General features: G+C 61.1%; 14 protein-coding genes. 10 read left to right on the top strand and 4 right to left on the bottom strand.

The window, feature by feature from the left end:
• The first annotated feature begins 50 nt into the window (after positions 1–50).
• Positions 51–1673 (top strand): sodium/proton antiporter NhaB, encoded by a 1623-nt coding sequence (gene nhaB / locus HNQ81_RS09075; protein WP_183350565.1) that lies wholly within the window; start codon positions 51–53, stop codon positions 1671–1673.
• 94 nt (positions 1674–1767) lie between these two features.
• On the opposite strand, the gene HNQ81_RS09070 is transcribed toward nhaB, so the two are convergent.
• Positions 1768–2334 (bottom strand): chalcone isomerase family protein, encoded by a 567-nt coding sequence (locus HNQ81_RS09070; RefSeq protein ID WP_183350563.1) that lies wholly within the window; start codon positions 2332–2334, stop codon positions 1768–1770.
• 262 nt (positions 2335–2596) lie between these two features.
• On the opposite strand from HNQ81_RS09070, the gene hslO reads away from it, so the two are divergent.
• Entirely contained in the window at positions 2597–3481 is an 885-nt protein-coding gene (hslO, locus tag HNQ81_RS09065) for an Hsp33 family molecular chaperone HslO (protein ID WP_183350561.1), read from the top strand.
• Positions 3482–3512: 31 nt separating this feature from the next.
• Here hslO and HNQ81_RS09060 read toward each other — a convergent pair whose 3' ends face one another.
• The 3 genes from HNQ81_RS09060 to hisS form a co-directional block, all read right to left on the bottom strand.
• A complete protein-coding gene (locus tag HNQ81_RS09060) occupies positions 3513–4064 on the bottom strand; it encodes a CDP-alcohol phosphatidyltransferase family protein (RefSeq protein WP_183350559.1) in 552 nt (183 codons plus the stop codon).
• Between the two features lie 72 nt (positions 4065–4136).
• Complete coding sequence (aspS, locus tag HNQ81_RS09055) at positions 4137–5921, bottom strand: aspartate--tRNA ligase (RefSeq protein WP_183350558.1); 1785 nt, start codon at positions 5919–5921, stop codon at positions 4137–4139.
• Between the two features lie 60 nt (positions 5922–5981).
• Complete coding sequence (gene hisS, locus HNQ81_RS09050) at positions 5982–7265, bottom strand: histidine--tRNA ligase (protein ID WP_183350556.1); 1284 nt, start codon at positions 7263–7265, stop codon at positions 5982–5984.
• A 262-nt stretch (positions 7266–7527) separates the two neighbouring features.
• On the opposite strand from hisS, the gene HNQ81_RS09045 reads away from it, so the two are divergent.
• The 8 genes from HNQ81_RS09045 (at position 7528) to hypD (ending at position 17606) form a co-directional block, all read left to right on the top strand.
• Entirely contained in the window at positions 7528–8514 is a 987-nt protein-coding gene (locus HNQ81_RS09045) for an NAD(P)H-dependent flavin oxidoreductase (RefSeq protein WP_183350554.1), read from the top strand.
• A gap of 15 nt (positions 8515–8529) precedes the next feature.
• Positions 8530–9900, top strand: a complete 1371-nt coding sequence (locus tag HNQ81_RS09040; protein ID WP_183350552.1) for a tRNA nucleotidyltransferase/poly(A) polymerase-related protein — start codon at positions 8530–8532, stop codon at positions 9898–9900.
• 423 nt (positions 9901–10323) lie between these two features.
• Entirely contained in the window at positions 10324–11400 is a 1077-nt protein-coding gene (locus HNQ81_RS09035) for a hydrogenase small subunit (RefSeq protein WP_183350549.1), read from the top strand.
• Between the two features lie 127 nt (positions 11401–11527).
• Positions 11528–13228, top strand: a complete 1701-nt coding sequence (locus HNQ81_RS09030; RefSeq protein WP_183350547.1) for a nickel-dependent hydrogenase large subunit — start codon at positions 11528–11530, stop codon at positions 13226–13228.
• Positions 13229–13286: 58 nt separating this feature from the next.
• Entirely contained in the window at positions 13287–13931 is a 645-nt protein-coding gene (gene cybH / locus HNQ81_RS09025; protein ID WP_183350545.1) for a Ni/Fe-hydrogenase, b-type cytochrome subunit, read from the top strand.
• Positions 13903–16272 (top strand): carbamoyltransferase HypF, encoded by a 2370-nt coding sequence (gene hypF, locus HNQ81_RS09020; protein WP_183350543.1) that lies wholly within the window; start codon positions 13903–13905, stop codon positions 16270–16272. The genes cybH and hypF overlap by 29 nt, the downstream gene beginning before the upstream one ends.
• Entirely contained in the window at positions 16259–16504 is a 246-nt protein-coding gene (locus tag HNQ81_RS09015) for a HypC/HybG/HupF family hydrogenase formation chaperone (RefSeq protein WP_240191710.1), read from the top strand. Before hypF ends, HNQ81_RS09015 begins: the two co-directional genes overlap by 14 nt.
• 13 nt (positions 16505–16517) lie before the next feature.
• Positions 16518–17606 (top strand): hydrogenase formation protein HypD, encoded by a 1089-nt coding sequence (gene hypD / locus HNQ81_RS09010; protein WP_183350539.1) that lies wholly within the window; start codon positions 16518–16520, stop codon positions 17604–17606.
• The last annotated feature ends 2 nt before the right edge of the window (positions 17607–17608 follow it).

Here is a 17608-nt window from a genome sequence, read left to right as displayed (position 1 = left end):
GTGCTCTCGATTGATACCCCATTTTGTACATTTCCACGAAAGGACACCTCATGACTGCCACATTGCCCCAAGCCTTCGTCCGTAATTTTCTCGGAAACGCCCCGGCATGGTACAAGCTTGCCATCGTCGTCTTCCTCATTATCAATCCCATCCTCTTCCATACCGTCGGTCCCTTTATCACCGGCTGGGTCCTGATCGGCGAGTTCATCTTCACCCTCGCCATGGCCTTGAAATGCTACCCGTTACCGGCCGGTGGTCTCCTCGCCCTCGAAGCGGTCGCCATCGGCATGACCAGCCCGGAAACCGTCTACAAGGAGGCCCTCAACAACTTCGAAGTCATCCTGCTCCTGATCTTCATGGTCGCCGGGATTTTCTTCATGAAAGACTTCCTCCAGTTCACCTTCACCCGCCTGCTGGTCCGTGTCCGCTCAAAAATAGTCATCTCGCTGATCTTCAGTTTCCTCGGCGCCTTTCTGTCCGCCTTCCTCGACGCCCTGACCGTCACCGCGGTGATCATCGCCGTTGCCTACGCATTCTATAACGTCTACCACCGTTTCGCTTCGGGAGCAGACCTGCTGTGCGCCCATGACCTCTGCTGTGATACCAAGTTCAAAGAAATACAACGGCAGGAACTGCAGCAATTCCGGGCCTTCCTCAGGAACCTGATGATGCACGGCGCCGTCGGCACCGCTCTCGGCGGGGTCTGCACCCTGGTCGGTGAACCCCAGAACCTGCTCATCGCCAGCGAGATGGGCTGGCACTTCGTCCCCTTCTTTCTGAAGACCGCACCGGTCTCAATGCCTGTTCTGTTCATCGGTCTTCTTACCTGCGTTGTCGTCGAAAAGTTCAAACTTTTTACTTACGGAGCTGAGATGCCAGGCAATATCCGCTCTCATCTCCTCGAAACCGAGATAAGAGCCGAGGAAAAGCGCGGCCGGCAAGGCAAGGCTCGTCTGATCATCCAGGGCCTGACCGGGATCTGGCTGATCCTGGCCCTGGCCTTTCACCTGGCGGCGGTCGGCATCATCGGCCTGTCGGTCATTGTCCTGCTGACCTCACTGAACGGCATCGTCGAGGAGCACCAGCTCGGTCACGCCTTCCAGGAGGCCCTGCCCTTCACCGCGCTGCTGGTGGTTTTTTTCTCCATTGTCGCCGTCATCCATGATCAGCATCTGTTCGCTCCGGTAATCGGCTATGTCCTCAGCCTCCAGGGCAGCGCCCAGCTCGCCGCCTACTACATCGCCAACGGCGTGCTGTCGATGATCTCCGACAACGTGTTCGTCGCCACGGTCTATATCTCGGAAACGAAGATACACATGGTCGAGGTCCTCGGCCGGATCCCCGATATCGGCATGACCGGCGTCCAGCTGATGGACAAACTGACCGACCCCGGCGTCGCCCGCTCCGAAGTCCTTGCCACCCTGCCGCAAGGCGCCGCCGAGCAGGCCAGGACCGTGATGGACCAGTTCGACAAACTGGCGGTGGCAATCAACACCGGCACCAATATCCCCAGTGTCGCCACCCCCAACGGCCAGGCGGCCTTCCTCTTTCTGCTGACCTCGGCCCTGGCCCCGGTCATCCGCCTGAGCTACGGCCGGATGGTGATCCTGGCCCTGCCCTACACCATCACGATGAGCCTGACCGGGCTGCTGGCCACCTACTTCCTGCTGTAGAACCGGCAACGGCAAACGGCCCGGGAAACCGCATCTTCCCGGGCCATGCGTCAAGAACGGCCCGGCCGCCCAGGCCGGGACCTCGCTCGGCGGGCTATTTCCCCGCAGCCAGCAGTTTCGCCCGCAGATTCTTCGTCACCGGCTTGTCACCGAGCCAGATCAGCAGCATCGCATCGTTGAAGTCCTTGCCGGGGATCACCCCCTTCTCCGCTCCGGCAACAGTGACCTTCGTCCCCTGGTTCGGAATATAGTCGAGGACGATGACATCGCCTTTTTTGGCATCGGTGAACATCGCGTTGAACTGGTCGATCCGCTGCTGCAGGGCCGGCAACTCGTCGGCCGGGGTGTTGTTGTTGAATCCGTCGTTCCATGCCTCAACCAGTTGTGCCTTTTCCACCTTGTCATAGAGAAAATGCATGACCATCCGCTTGCGGCCATCGGCGGCGATCACGTCTTTGGTTTCGGCGGCGGCCTTTTCGAGATAGAGTTGGGCAATATAGATATCGAAGACGAATTTGGAGCGGACGCCGGCGCCGTTCAGCACCATGGTGGTGCCATCGTCGCCGGTGATGGCTTCGGGGACGGCGACCCCGGCAATTTCAAGGGCCTTGGCCGGCAGGGCGAGCATCAGGATACAGCAGGTCATCAGGACAATTCGCATTGCTTTTACCTCCTCTGTGCAGATGTTAGGGAACGGATTTCCCGGCTCCACGCTTCCCGGTTGCCTCTTTATACCCATGAAGACAAGAAGATGGCAAACGTTTTGGTGAATCCTTCCGACCTTTGTGACAACCATCCGACCCGGCCCCCGCCATCGTCTCCGACCCCGTCATTTGCCGCTCTGCGTCCGGTCCCGCCTGTGCTATAGTGTGATCCTCCCTGATCATCAACCTCAACCCCGATTTGTGCCAACCGCAACGACCATGCCAGACTATCTGCAACGCGCCATCTCCGATTCCGGCCGGTTTTTCGTTTTCGCCTGCGACACCACCCGGCTTGTCGCCGCCGCCTGCCGCCGCCATGACGTCGGTCCGACCGCCGCCGTCGCCCTGGGCCGGGCCCTGACCGGCAACGTGCTGCTGGCCGCCCTGCTCAAGGACGAACAGAGCGTGAGGCTGCGAATCGAGGGCAACGGCCCGCTCGGCAGGATTATCACCGAGGCCGGACATGGCGGGTGGGCCCGGGGATACGTGGCGGCGCCGCAGGCCGCTGTCCCGCTGAGGCAGGGGAGTGTCGATGTCGCTGCCGGTATCGGTCGGACCGGTTTTCTGACCGTGACCAGGGATATCGGCATGAACCGCACATACGAGGGCACGGTCCAGCTGTATACCAGTGAGATTGCCGAAGATATCGCCTTGTACCTGAGCGAGTCGGAACAGGTGCCCTCCGCCGTCGGTCTCGGCGTCGTTCTCGCGCCGGACGGCGGCATCGCCGCCGCCGGCGGCTACCTCGCCCAGTCGCTGCCGCCGGCCGACGAAAAGCCGATCGCCGGGATTGAGAAGCGGATGAACGGCATAGCCTTCATGCCTGAACTGCTGCGACAGGGGATCGCACCGGAGGCCCTGGTCGCCCTGCTGTTTGCCGATATCCCCTATCATCTGACGGCCCGCACCCCCCTGGTCTACGCCTGCAGCTGCAGCCGGCACAGGATGGAGCGGGCCGTGCTGTCGCTCGGCCGCGAAGAGCTGTCACACCTTCTGGTCACGGATGAAGAGACGGTGGTGCAGTGTGAATTCTGCCGCGACAGCTACCGCTTCAGCCGGCAGGACCTGGAACGGATGCTGGCGACGGGATCGCAGTTGCACTGAGTCCGCCCCGGCTTCCCGGTCTGGATGGTTTTCAAGGCGAAATCCTCCCCGCCGCAGCCTTCCGCTGCCGCAGCCCCCGACGGAAAACGAGCCAGTAGTCGCCGGCCGCCAGAGATCCAAGGAGTACAACGGGAACAAGAAAACAGGAGGAAAGCTCAGGTGCGACCGGCACCGCGATCGCCAGCAGGAACTGGCCGGCGGTGGCCACCTTGCCGGCCGGCCGGGACGGCATCTCCCTGAAGGTCGACCAGTGGCGGCGGGAGGCGAGATAGAGGGCGACCAGTCCGACGACGATCTCCCGCTGGAGCAGCAGCGGCAGCCACCACCACGGAAATCGGGCCGAGACGGCGAAGGTTGCAAAGACCGTGATGGTGAACGTCTTGTCGGCAACCGCATCAAAGATGCCGCCCTGCCAGGTCGAGGTCCGCCACCGCCTCGCCAGCCAGCCGTCGAGGAAATCGCTGACCGCCGAGACCAGGATCAGCGGCAGCCACCAGGCCTCGGCGGCAAAGGGAAAGATCAGGGAGAAACCGAAGCGGGCGGCGGTCACGGCATTGGGGATGAGGCGCTTCCAGTTCAGCATATCGCAACCGATCGGTGAAAATTTCCGCTTCTCACCCGCTGCATTCGCGATCTCCCCGCCCTGCCGCCGCTCCTACTCCTTCCAGTCAGGACGGAGATAGAGCTCGGTCAGCTGCTTGCGGCTGACCGGGGCCGGGGCCTCGGTCAACGGGCAAGTGGCCTTCTGGGTCTTGGGGAAGGCAATGACGCTGCGGATCGAGTCGCTGCCGGTGATGATCATCATCAGCCGGTCGAGACCGAAGGCCAGGCCGCCGTGGGGTGGGGCCCCCAGTTCCAGCGCCCGCAGCAGGAAGCCGAATTTGTCCCGGGCCTCCTCCTCGCCGATCCCGAGGACCTTCAGCACCCGGGCCTGCATCTGCCGCTGATGGATGCGGATCGAGCCGCCGCCGATCTCGGTGCCGTTCAGCACCAGGTCATAGGCCCGACTGTAAACCGAGGCCGGATCGGTTTCGAGCCGGTCGACGTCGGCCTCGCGCGGGGCGGTGAATGGGTGGTGGAGGGCCTGGAACCGCTTCTCCTTGTCGTCGTATTCGACCAGCGGAAAATCGGTGACCCATGTGAAATTGAACACATCCTTTTTCAGCAGGCCGAGGCGGCGCGCCAGTTCCAGCCGCAGCTCGGACAGGACCTGACAGACCGCGGCCGGCTTGTCGGCGCCGAAGAAGAACAGGTCACCCTCGACCGCGTCGAGCTCCCGGGCGATCGCCGCCCGCTCGTCGTCGGTGAAGAACTTGGCGATAGGCGACTGCCATTCGCCGGCGGCCTTCATCTTGACCCAGGCCAGGCCCTTGGCCCCGAGTTGGACGGCAAAACTGGTGAGATCGTCGAGGTCCTTGCGGGAAAAGGAACCGCATCCTCTGGCGTTGATCGCCCGCACCGTGCCGCCGCCGTCGGCGACCTCGCGGAAGACCTTGAAGCCGCAGGTGGCGGCGATCGCGGTCAGGTCGACGATCTCCATCGCGAAGCGGGTGTCGGGCCGGTCGGTGCCATAGCGGCTCATCGCCTCGTCATAGGTCATCCGGGCAAACGGCGGGGTCAGATCGAGGCCGAGGGTCTTTTTGAACAGGACCGCGATCATCCCCTCGGTCACGGTGATGATCTGCTCCTCGTCGACGAAGGACAGCTCCATATCGATCTGGGTGAACTCGGGCTGGCGGTCGGCGCGCAGGTCCTCGTCACGGAAACATTTGACGATCTGGTAGTAGCGGTCCATGCCGGCGATCATCAGCAGCTGCTTGAACAGCTGCGGCGACTGCGGCAGGGCATAGAACCTGCCGGCGTTGACCCGGCTCGGCACCAGGTAGTCGCGCGCCCCTTCCGGGGTCGAGCGGGTCAGCATCGGCGTCTCGATATCGAGAAAGCCATGATCGTCGAGATAGGTGCGGATCGCCTGCACCGCCTTGTGGCGCATGACCATATTGGCGGCCATCTCCGGCCGCCGCAGGTCGAGATAGCGGTACTGGAGGCGCAGGCTGTCGGAGACCTCGATATCCTCGTCGAGCGGAAACGGCGGGGTATCGCTGCTGTTCAGGACCCGCAGCTCGCTGACCATGACCTCGATCTCGCCGGTGGCCAGCTTGGGATTGGCCATATCGTCGGGCCGGGCCTCGACCTTGCCCCGCACCGCCAGCACCCATTCGCTCCGCAACTGATGGGCCTTGGCATGGGCCTCGGGGTCGGTTTCCGGGTTGAAGACGATCTGGGTCAGGCCCCAGCGGTCGCGCAGGTCGATGAAGATCACGCCGCCATGATCACGCCGCCGCAGGACCCAGCCCATGAGGACGACCTCGTCGCCGACATTGGCCTTGCGAAGATCATTGCAGGAATGCGTCCTGATCATGTTTCCCATTGATTCCATATGCTTTTCATCCAGTGATGGTTGTTTCGAATGCCCTATCCGTTAGTTTTCCCGAACGGTCTATCGATCGGCGGCGTTGCCGGGCTGAATCGGCGGCGTGACCACGGCCGCCAGCGCCTCGGCCGCCAGCGCCACCCGCCGCTGCTCCTGGGTCTGCATGTTGCGCAGGACCCCCTGACCGTTGTTGAGCTCGTCGTCGCCGACAATCAGCACCCAGGTCGCCCCGCTCCTGTCGGCCTGCTTCATCTGGCTTTTGAGGCTTCGCCCTTCCAGGTCCATCGCCACACGCAGGCCGCCGCGGCGCATTGCATGGGCTAGCTGGTGGCAGGATTGCATCGCCTCCCCGCCGAGGGCGATAATGAACAACTGAGGCGCGGTGTTTTCTTCCTGCCACGCCCCCTGCTTCTGCTGCAGCAGCAGGACCAGACGCTCCATCCCCATCGCGAAACCGATGCCGGGGGTGTCCTTCGGGCCGCCGAGCTGTTCGATCAGACCGTCATAACGGCCACCGGCGCCGACCGCCGCCTGGGCCCCGAGATCGGTGGTGATGAATTCGAACGTCGTCCGGGTGTAGTAATCGAGCCCCCGTACCATGAACCGGTTCAGCGTGTAGGGAACCTGCAGCCGTTCCATCCCCTTCTGGACCGCGGCGAAGTGGTCGGCACAGGCGGAGCAGAGATGGTCGAGTATCGACGGCGCGGTCAGCACCTGGTGGCGGCAGCCGGGATTCTTGCAGTCGAGAACGCGCAGCGGGTTGGTGGCACTCCGTCGCTTGCAGTCGTCACAGAGATGCTCCATCCGCTCGGCGAGAAAGTTCAGCAGTTCGGTCCGGAAACCGGGCCGGCACTGCGGGCAGCCGAGGGAGTTGATCTCGAGGCTGACCTGCAGCCCCAATTCCTGCAACAGCATCGACCCCATCGCCATCAACTCGGCATCGACCAGGGGACTGAGCGAACCCAGAACCTCGACATCCATCTGGTGAAACTGGCGCAGACGCCCTTTCTGCGGTCGTTCGTGACGGAACATCGGCCCGATCGTGAACAGGCGCTGCACCGGCCGCTGAACGTAGAGACCATGCTCAATATAGGCCCGGAGTAACGAGGCCGTGGCCTCGGGCCGCATCGTGACCTTCTTGTCGACAAAGGTATACATCTCCTTTTCGACAATATCGGTCGTCTCTCCGATCGAACGGGCGAAGAGCTCCGTCGATTCGAGCACCGGCAGCCGGATCTCGGAGAAATCGAACCTGGTGAACACGCCTCGAGCTCTTGTCTCGACATGCTGCCACAGTTCCACCTCGCCCGGCAGAATATCTTTAAAGCCATTCAAGGCCTTGAGTTTCACTCCGACACCTCCAAAAAACAACGCAGGCAACCACTGGCGCAAGCTTATAAAAAAAGATGAAGTTAAACGTACTCCGGCCGATTTGTCAAGCTTCTCCGGGGTTTTCCTCCGGCAAACCAGGCCCTGCACCGCGGAGTTTTGCCGTCATTCCACAAACGCTGGACGGCTTGGATCCCACTATACTGTTCTTGACAAAAGCCGGGAAGGTGGGCATTATCAGTTTCATTCCGTTCTTATTACTTTTCCAGGAGTCTTTTCGTTCATGAAATTGCCCCCCCTCACCATCGGTAAATTCACCGCCAGAATTCCTCTCATCCAAGGCGGCATGTCCGTCCGCGTGTCCACCTCCTCGCTGGCCATTCCCGTTGCCGAATGCGGCGGGATCGGCGTCATCGGCGGTTCCGGCATCCCCACCGAGGAGCTGCAGGAAGACATCCGTAAGGCCAAAAACGCGACCGATGGGATCATCGCCGTCAATATCATGTACGCGATGAAAAATTTTTATGACCTGGTGATCGGTTCGATCGAGGCCGGCATCGACATGATCATCACCGGGGCCGGTTTCTCCCGCGACATCTTCAAGATCGGCAAGGCCCACAATACCCCGATCGTCATGATTGTCTCCTCCCCGACCCTGGCCAAGCTCGCCGAAAAACTCGGGGCGGCGGCGGTCATCGTCGAGGCCAAGGAGGCCGGCGGCCATCTCGGCACCGACCGGCCGCTGCGCGAGCTCTTTCCGCCCATCCGCGAAGTCGTCAGCAAGATCCCCCTGATCGCTGCCGGCGGCATCACCAATGGTTACGAAATGGCGGAGATGATGGATCAATACAAGGCCGACGGGGTCCAGATCGCCTCCCGCTTCGTCCTCAGCAAGGAATGCGACGTCTCCGATGCCTTCAAGCAGGCCTATCTCGACGCCAGAAAAGAAGATATCGTCCTCACCAGTTCTCCCGTCGGACTGCCCGGTCGAGCGATCAACACCCCTTTTGTCAAGGCGATGAATGCCGGTCAGGATTTCACTACCAAGAAGTGTCCGGAGCTGTGCCTCAAACGATGCGATCACCACTACTGCATCAACGAGCGTCTGATGAAGTCGAAATACGGCAACATTGAAGAAGGGCTCGTGTTTGCCGGCGAAAACACCTACAAGATGAAGAGCATCCTGAGTGTCGCCGAAATATTCCGCCAGTTTACCGAACAGGCGGAAGCGGTGTACAAGGAAGGGAAGGGCTTCTGTCTCGCTGTCTGACCAACTTCGACGCCTATGGCTTCAGCCACTGACAATCCGACCCAGCCGAACGGCGGGCCGGTCAACCTCGTCCCGCGTGTCTTCACGGCGGAGGAGCATCCGATCACGCTCCAGGCTATCGATCACGACGCCCTCCACGTCCTGAAAAAGCTGAACGCCTCCGGTTTTTCCGGCTATCTCGTCGGCGGAGGCGTCCGCGACCTCTATCTCGGCAAGCAGCCCAAGGATTTCGACATCAGCACCGATGCCCGCCCGGGCCAGATCCGTAAGCTCTTTCCCAACAGCACCGTCATCGGTAGAAGATTCAGGCTGGTCCAGGTCTATTTTGCGCATGGCAAGATCGTCGAGGTCTCAACCCTGCGGTCGCTTGACGAACATGACCTGGAAGGGCCGGAGGCGATTCTCGCCCCCAACAATACGTTCGGGACGGTGGCCGAAGATGCGCAACGCCGAGACCTGACGATCAACGGCCTTTTTTTCGACATCCGCGACCAGACCATCATCGATTACGTCGACGGCGTCCAGGATCTGGACCGGGCGATCATCCGCATGATCGGCGATCCGGAACGTCGGATCCACCGCGATCCCGTCCGGATGATCCGGGCAATCCGTCACTCGGCCCGCAATAATTTCCGGATCGAGGAGCGGACCTGGAAAGCGATATGCGACAACTGCCAGATGCTGCGGCACTGTCCTCCGTCGCGACTCCGCGATGAGCTGCTGAAAGACCTCTACAGCGGCTATACGTCGGCCTGGATTGAAACCGCCATCGATTCCGGTATTTTTCTCTCCCTCTTTCCCCTGTACCGCAAGGCCTTCTCCCGCCAGGCGGAAGCCGGGATGCATCCCCGGGCACGGCTGCTCAAACTGACGACAGTGCTCGATCGTCTCAACCAGCATGCGGGCCCGCGACGCGCCCATCAATTGCCGGATTATTTTCTCCTCGCTCTGATCCTCATTCCGTGGGCTGATTCCCGCTACGGCATCTTTTCACAACAGCATACAAGCTCCGCGCTCTTCCAACTCGCCAAGAAGATCCGCGGCGATATCGACCAGGAAATCGGGCAGCAGCTCAATCTCCGGCGTTCACTCCGTCAGGAAGCGTCTTCGCTTCTCTCCAATCTTGCCGTTCTCCTTCAATACCAGGATAACAATTTATGGCCTAAGTGGCTTAAAAATAAAAGTTATTTTCCAAATGCCTCACTTCTGCACTCCTGCTATATGGAGGCAATGTTCGGCATCCCTTCTCCTTACCGGCAGACCGGTGCCGTTGCCGAGATCGAGGAAGAACCTGCCAGACCATCCCGCCAGAGGGAAGAGTACCGGCGGGGACGCCCAGCCTTCTCTTCCAAGGCCAAAGGCGGCATCTTCGGTTTCAAAAAATAGGCGATCTGTGCAACTTCACCCTTAATGGGTTCGCACCATTTGGCCACGCCTGACCGCAGCAGCAGGAGCATGCCATATTCTTCTTTAGATCCATGCCGTTACAAGACCTACCTTCCTGTTCAATTTCTCCTGATGAACACATCATTTTTATTCAAAAGCAGATTTTGTATTTCAATTGACATTTATCATCAATCTCCTCTATTTTATTTGACATTTATTACAGATTCTCTCTAGTATGCAAACATTGCCGATTTGTGCCGTGTAGTCTTCCAGGGCAAGGAGATTATGTCCGGTCCCGCTGGTCCCGGATAAACTTACATACTACAGGCAGATTTTGTCCCATTTCCTTCAGACCGACATCTCAGTGCCGGTACCAATCGCGCCTGGTGCGCAAAATTGTTGTTACAGCAATAGGAGGTTGATATGGCAGACACGGTACACAACACTCTCGATCCGCAGCTGAATCGGCGTGGCTTCCTCAAGGGATGCACGATGGCTGCAGCCGCCTTGGGATTGTCGGAAACGATGATCCCGAAACTGGTCGAAGCAGCCGCCGCCGCAGAACGCCCCAGGGTTGTCTGGCTGCACTTCCAGGAATGCACGGGATGCACTGAAAGCCTCCTCCGGGCATCACATCCCGACCTGGCGCACCTGATCCTCGATGTCATCTCTCTCGATTACCATGAGACCGTCATGGCGGCAGCAGGCCACCAGGCAGAGGAGATATTGCAGAAGACCGTCACCGAGCATGCCGGCAAATTCATTCTGGTCATCGAAGGAGCCATTCCGACCAAGGACGGCGGCATCTACTGCAAGGTCGGCGGCAAGACGGCGATGGATACCCTGGCTGAGATCGGCCCCAAGGCTGCCGCCATCATCGCCATCGGCACCTGCGCCACCTTCGGCGGGGTTCAGGCCGCCAGCCCGAACCCGACCGGGGCCGTCGGCGTCATGGACCTCATCAGCGGGGTTCCGGTCGTCAACATCCCCGGCTGCCCGCCCAACCCGATGTCCTTCCTCGGCACCGTCCTCCACTATCTGACCTTCAAACGTCTGCCGGCCATGGACAGTCTGAACCGTCCGCTCTTCGCCTACGGCCGCCGGATTCACGATCATTGCGAACGGCGGCCGCATTTCGACGAGGGCCGATTCGTCGAGCAGTTCGGCGACGAATTCCACAAGGCCGGCTACTGCCTGTACAAGGTCGGCTGCAAGGGTCCTGAAACCTTCTCCAACTGTCCGGCCGTCCGCTTCAACGATGTCGATGTCTGGCCCGTCAGCGTCGGCCATGGCTGCGTCGGCTGTACCGAGCCGAATTTCTGGGATACCATGACCCCCTTCTATGACAGGCTGCCGATGGTCAAAATCCCCGGCACCGGCATCATTGCCGACGCCGATAGCGTCGGCACGAAGGTTCTCGGCGTCACCGCCGCCGCCATCGGCATCCATGCCGCCGTCGGGATCGGCAAGCGCCTGATCAAAGGCAAGGGCAACGAATAACCGGATCCTCCCGGTAACAGCCGGGACGTAACAGGTCGGCATTTTAAAAAATCTTACCGGGACCGGACCGGTTCCCCGCCTCGTACATCCGGCCCGGTATTTTCTCATTTCATTGGAGGTTTCACTTATGGCTCAGCGAATTACCATTGATCCAATTACCAGGATCGAGGGTCACTTGAGGATAGACGTCGAAGTTGATGGAGGAAAAATCACCAAGGCATGGTCTTCCGGCCAGATGTTCCGCGGCCTGGAAACGATTCTGCAAGGTCGTGACCCCCGCGATGCGTGGCTTTTCGTCCAGCGGATATGCGGCGTCTGCACCACCGTCCACGCCCTGGCCTCAGTCCGTACGGTGGAGAACGCCCTCGGTCTCGAGATCCCGCTCAATGCCCAGCTTATCCGCAACCTCGTTCAGTCCATCCATTGCCTGCAGGACCATATCGTCCATTTTTACGCCCTGTCCGCCCTGGACTGGGTCGATGTCGTCTCCGCCCTCGATGCCGATCCGGTCAAGACCGCGGCCCTGGCCGACAGCCTGTCGACCTGGCCCGGCAACAGTGTCAACCGCTTCACCGCTGTCAAGGACAAGGTCAAGGCCCTTGTCGCCAGCGGCCAGCTCGGCCCCTTCGCCAACGCCTACTGGGGTCACGCCGCCATGGCCCTGCCGCCCGAGGCCAACCTGATGGCCGTTTCCCATTATCTCGAGGCCCTCGATTACCAGCGCAAGGCGACCCAGGCCCTCGGGATCATCGGCGGCAAGAACCCGCACGTCCAGAACTTCTCCGTCGGCGGGGTCACGACCGCCATCAATCCGGACAACGATTCGACCCTCAACATGCACCGCCTCTATCAAATCAAGAGGCTGGTCGAAGAGGTCAGCGGTTTCATTAAAAATGTCTACATGGTCGATGTCGCCGCCGTCGGCGCCCTGTACAAGGACTGGTTGCCCTACGGCGCCGGTGTCACCAATTACCTGGCCGCACCGGACATGTTCCTCGACGCCAAGGCCACGATGTCCGATCTTCCCGGCGGCACGATCATGGACGGCGACCTCAAGACGGTCAAGCCGATCGTCGGTCTCAATGACAGCTACCTCAAGGAGAACGTCCAGGAATCGATCGCCCGGGCCTGGTATAACGGCGACTGGTCCAAGCATCCGTGGGAAGAGGATACCGACCCGAAATACACCGACTTCCAGGACGAGGGCCGCTACACCTGGCTCAAGGCCCCGCGATTCCAGGGCAAACCGATGCAGGTCGGCCCCCTGGCCCAGATGCTCGTCGGCTACGCCCAGGGCCATGAGATGACCGTCAAATCCGTCGATTCCCTGCTGGCCCTCGTCAGCACGGTCGCCGGCGTCACCGTCGGCCCCGAGATCCTCCACTCCACGATCGGCCGTCACGCCGCCCGGGCGGTACGGGCCGGGATGATGGCCGATCTGGCGCTGAAGCACTGGGATCTGCTGGTCGACAACATCGGCAAGGGCGATCTCGAGATCTTCAATCCGCCGGTGTTCCCCAAAGGCGAGCAGAAGGGCGTCGGCTACCACGAGGCGCCGCGCGGCATCCTGTCCCACTGGATCGTCATTCAGGACGGCAAGATCAAGAACTATCAGTGCGTCGTACCCTCGACCTGGAATGCCGGTCCCCGCGATGCCGAAGGTCAGCTCGGACCGTACGAGGCCTCGCTGATGGGCAATCCCATCGCCGATCCGGAACGGCCGCTTGAAGTGTTGCGCACCATCCATTCGTTCGATCCATGTATTGCCTGTGCCATCCACATGTTGGATCCGGAAGGAAAGGAAGTGATAAAGGTCAAGGCTCTCTGATTGAGAACTCGGATACACAATCTTTCTTCCCGGCAATTGCCGTATGGAGGTATGAACAATGTATGAAAAACACCCTTGCTGGAGCATCCTGCTCCGGCTGTTCCACTGGATGTTCGCCCTCTCCATCGTCGTCCTGGTGGTGACCGGGTTCTACGTCAACAGCCCATGGACCAATACCATGCTCGAGTCCAGCCAGTCCTGGCCGATGGCCTGGATGCGCTACCTTCACTTTGTTGCCGGCTACGTCTTTTCAGCGGCGATCATCATCAGGCTGTTTCTGTACATCTTCGGCAACCAGCAGGAGCGGATCTGGGATATCCTGCCGGTCACCAGGCGCAATCTCAGGAACTTATGGAAGACCTTGCTGCATTACAGCTACATCAAAGAAGCCGGGCAACACGACCGACTCGGCCACAATGTCCTGGCCGGGCTGACCTACATCGTCACCGTCTTCGCCGCCATCGTCCAGATCTGCAGCGGCTTCTACATGCTCTACCCCGAGGCGGCCTTCTGGGAGGGCTGGGGGGTGGCGATTTTCGGCAATCAGCAGTCGTCCCGCTATATCCATCACCTGCTGATGTGGTGGTTCATCATTTTCGCCATGATCCACGTCTACATGTGCATCTGGAACGATGTGAAACGTCCGGAAGGGGTTATCTCATCGATCTTCACAGGTGATAAGTTTACCCATACCAAGGCATAGGCGGATCGGGGTCGAAATCCTCGTCCGCGGCATCGTCCAGGGCGTAGGGTTTCGACCCTTCATCTACAATCTCGCCTGTCGCTTCGGGATCTCCGGCACGGTCACCAACACCGGTGACGGCGTGGTCATCAGGGCCATGGCGCGAAGCGACAGGCTGGAGATGTTTGTCGATGCCCTCGAACACCATCCTCCGCCCCTCGCCCGCATTGTCGCGATCGAGCAACGGCCGCTGACCGTCCCGCTGCCGGAAGGGAGCTTCACCATCCTCGAGAGCACCGCCGGCATTGCCGCCACCACCGCCATCCCCCCCGATATCGCCATCTGCAATGATTGCCGGCGGGAGCTGCTCGACCCCGGCGACCGGCGCTACCGCTACCCGTTCATCAACTGCACCAACTGCGGCCCCCGCTTCACCATCGTCGAGGCGATCCCGTATGACCGTCCGAAGACCTCGATGAAGGTCTTCCCGATGTGCCCCGAGTGTCTGCAAGAGTACCGTGATCCGGGAAACCGCCGCTTTCATGCCCAGCCCAATGCCTGCCCGGTCTGCGGCCCGCGCCTGTTCTGGCATGGGCGCGACGGGAAGATGATCGCGTGCGACGACCCCATCACGGCCGCGGCGGCCGCGCTGCAGCAGGGAAAAATCGTCGCCCTGCGCGGCCTCGGCGGTTTTCATCTCGCCGTCGACGCCACCTCGCCGTCGACGGTGGCGACCTTGCGGCAACGCAAGGACCGGCCGGACAAACCTCTGGCCGTGATGCTGTCCGACATCAACACTGCCGAGGCGCATTTTCAGATCAATGATGAGGAGCGCCGACTCCTGCTCTCACCCGAACACCCGATCGTCCTGCTCCGCCCGCGGCGACAGGGCCGGCTCGCCGCGGGCCTCGCCCCGGGAATCGATGTCATCGGCATCATGCTGCCCTACACCCCTCTCCATTGCCTGCTGTTTGCGGAGAAGCCCTGCCCTCCGGCCCTGGTGATGACCTCCGGCAACGTCAGCGGCGCCCCGATCTGTATCGCCAACGAGGATGCCCTCCAGCGGCTGGCGACGATCGCCGACTATTTTCTGCTCCATGACCGGGAGATCGTCACCCGGGTCGACGATTCGGTCTGTCGCGTCATCAACGGCCGCTCCCGCCTGCTGCGCCGGGCGCGAGGCTATGTCCCCGCCCCTCTCACCGTGCCGTGGCCGCTGCCGCCGACCCTCGGCTGCGGCGGCGGCCTGAAAAGCACCTTCTGCCTGGGACGGGATCGCTCCGCCGTTCTCAGTCAGCATATCGGCGATCTCTTCAACCTCGAGGCACTGACCTTCTACACCGAATCGATCCGTCATCTGCAGCGGGTCTTCGAGATAACTCCGGAGATCGTCGCCTGCGACCTCCACCCCGATTATCTCAGTACCCGTTACGCCGAAGAACTGTCCCTGCCCCTGTACCGGATCCAGCATCATCACGCCCATGCCGTCGCGGTGATGGCCGAACACGGCATTTCCGACCCGGTGCTGGCGATCATCATGGACGGTACCGGCTTTGGCCCCGACGGTACGATCTGGGGCGGCGAATTCCTGCGCGCGGATCTGACATCCTCCACCCGCCTGGGCCGTCTGTCGCCCCTGCCGCTGCCGGGCGGCGACCGGGCCGCGATCGAACCGTGGCGGATGGCAATCGCCGCCCTGTACCGTCTTTTCGGCGAAGATGCGTTTTCGCCAGCGCTGCTGCCCCCGGCCCTGGCCCAGATCCCGGCCGATCAGCGGCAGGCGATCGTGGCGATGATCAGAAGTTCCTTCAATACCCCGTTGACCTCCTCCTGCGGCCGGCTGTTCGACGCCGTCGCCTCGCTCCTCGGGATCAGACAGTATATGAGTTATGAAGGTCAGGCGGCGATGGAACTCGAGGCCCTGGCGGCAGGATCCGCCTCCAGTACCTGGAAAAACGAACTCCTTGCGGCCCAATCGGCAGCACTGCCCCGGGCGCTGGTGACGGAACATGAAAAAATGGAGATATGTTCAGAGAAATTTGTTAAAATGATTGTTCACGCCTTGCATAAGGGCGAAAATCCCGGCAAGATCGCTTTGAATTTTCACTTCCAGCTCATCCGCAGTATCACCGAACTCACCCAACGCCTTGTGGATCAGACCGGCATCCACCGCGTCGTCCTGGCCGGGGGCTGCATGCAGAACCGCCTGTTGCTCGAGGGGCTGCTGCATGTTTTCAGACATCATGAACTGGAAGTATATACGGGGGAGGCCGTGCCGCTCAACGACGGCGCCATCTCTCTCGGCCAGACAATAATAGGAGGTTTGCAGCATGTGTCTCGCGATTCCCATGAGAGTGACTGAGGTTCACGGGAGCCCGGAGGATTTTACCACCAGCCAGATCGCCATTGTCGATGCCGACGGCATCAGCAGGGAGGTCCGGCTCGATGTCGTCGATCACTGGCCGAGCGTCGGCGATTATGTCATCGTCCATGCCGGTTTCGCCATTCACTCGCTGATCGAGGCCGAGGCCCTGAAAAATCTCAGCCTGCTGAAGGAACTGGCGGCGCAGATGCCGGAAGAGCTGCTGTCGTGATCAGGCCCCAGGGATGAAATACTATGATGAATACCGCGACGGCGCCAGCGCCAGGGCCCTCGTTGCCGAGTTGCGGAAGGTTGTCACCCGGCCGATGCGGATCATGGAAGTCTGCGGTTCCCACACCATGGCGATCTTCCGCAACGGCATCAGGAGCATTCTCCCGGACGGGCTCGAGCTGATCTCCGGGCCGGGCTGCCCGGTCTGCGTCACCTCGGCATCGCACATGGATGCCTTTATCGCCATGGCCGACCGGCCCGGAGTGCGGGTGGCGATCTTCGGCGACCTGTTCCGGGTCCCAGGCAGCCGCGGCTCCCTGGCCAACGCCAGTTCGCGCGGGGCGAAGGTCGATATCGTCTACTCACCGATCGACGCCCTGGACCTGGCCGCAAGACACCCCCAGGACCTCGTGGTTTTTCTCGGCGTCGGTTTTGAAACTACGACGCCGACGATCGCCGCCACCATCCTCGCCGCCAGAAACCGGAATATTTCGAATTTCGCCGTATTTGCAACCCAAAAAACCGTGCCGCCGGCACTGACGGTCCTGCTCGAGGACCCGGAGCTGCAGCTCAACGGCCTGCTCTGTCCCGGCCATGTCTCGGCCATTATCGGCGCCGGGGCCTATATCCCGTTTGCAGAAAAATATCATATCGCCTGCGTCGTAGCCGGTTTCGAAACCACCGATCTCCTCACCAGCCTGATCATGCTGGCCCAGCAGATCGGCGCCGGCGAGGCGAGGGTCGAGAATGCCTATGCCCGGGCCGTCTCCTGGGAGGGCAACACCCGGGCGCAACAAATGGTCGCGGAGATCTTCGAGCCCTGCGACACCCAATGGCGCGGCCTCGGCCTCATCCCCGGCAGCGGCCTGAAGATCAGGGAGAAGTACCGGGATTTCGATGCCGAGGTCCGACTTCATGTCACCCTGCCGCCTGCCGACGAACCGAAAGGCTGCAGATGCGGCGATATCCTCAAGGGCATCAGCAATCCGCGGCAATGCCCGTTGTTCGGCAACCGCTGCACCCCCGCGTCGCCGGTCGGCCCCTGCATGGTCTCGAGCGAAGGGACCTGCGCCGCCTTCCATAAATACGGCCTGGAGGTGTAAAT

The sequence above is a fragment of the Desulfoprunum benzoelyticum genome (assembly GCF_014201505.1).
GTDB classification, from domain to species: Bacteria; Desulfobacterota; Desulfobulbia; order Desulfobulbales; family Desulfocapsaceae; genus Desulfoprunum; species Desulfoprunum benzoelyticum.
Note: the sequence above shows the minus strand (reverse complement) of the source record. Positions and strands in the feature narration are given on the sequence as shown.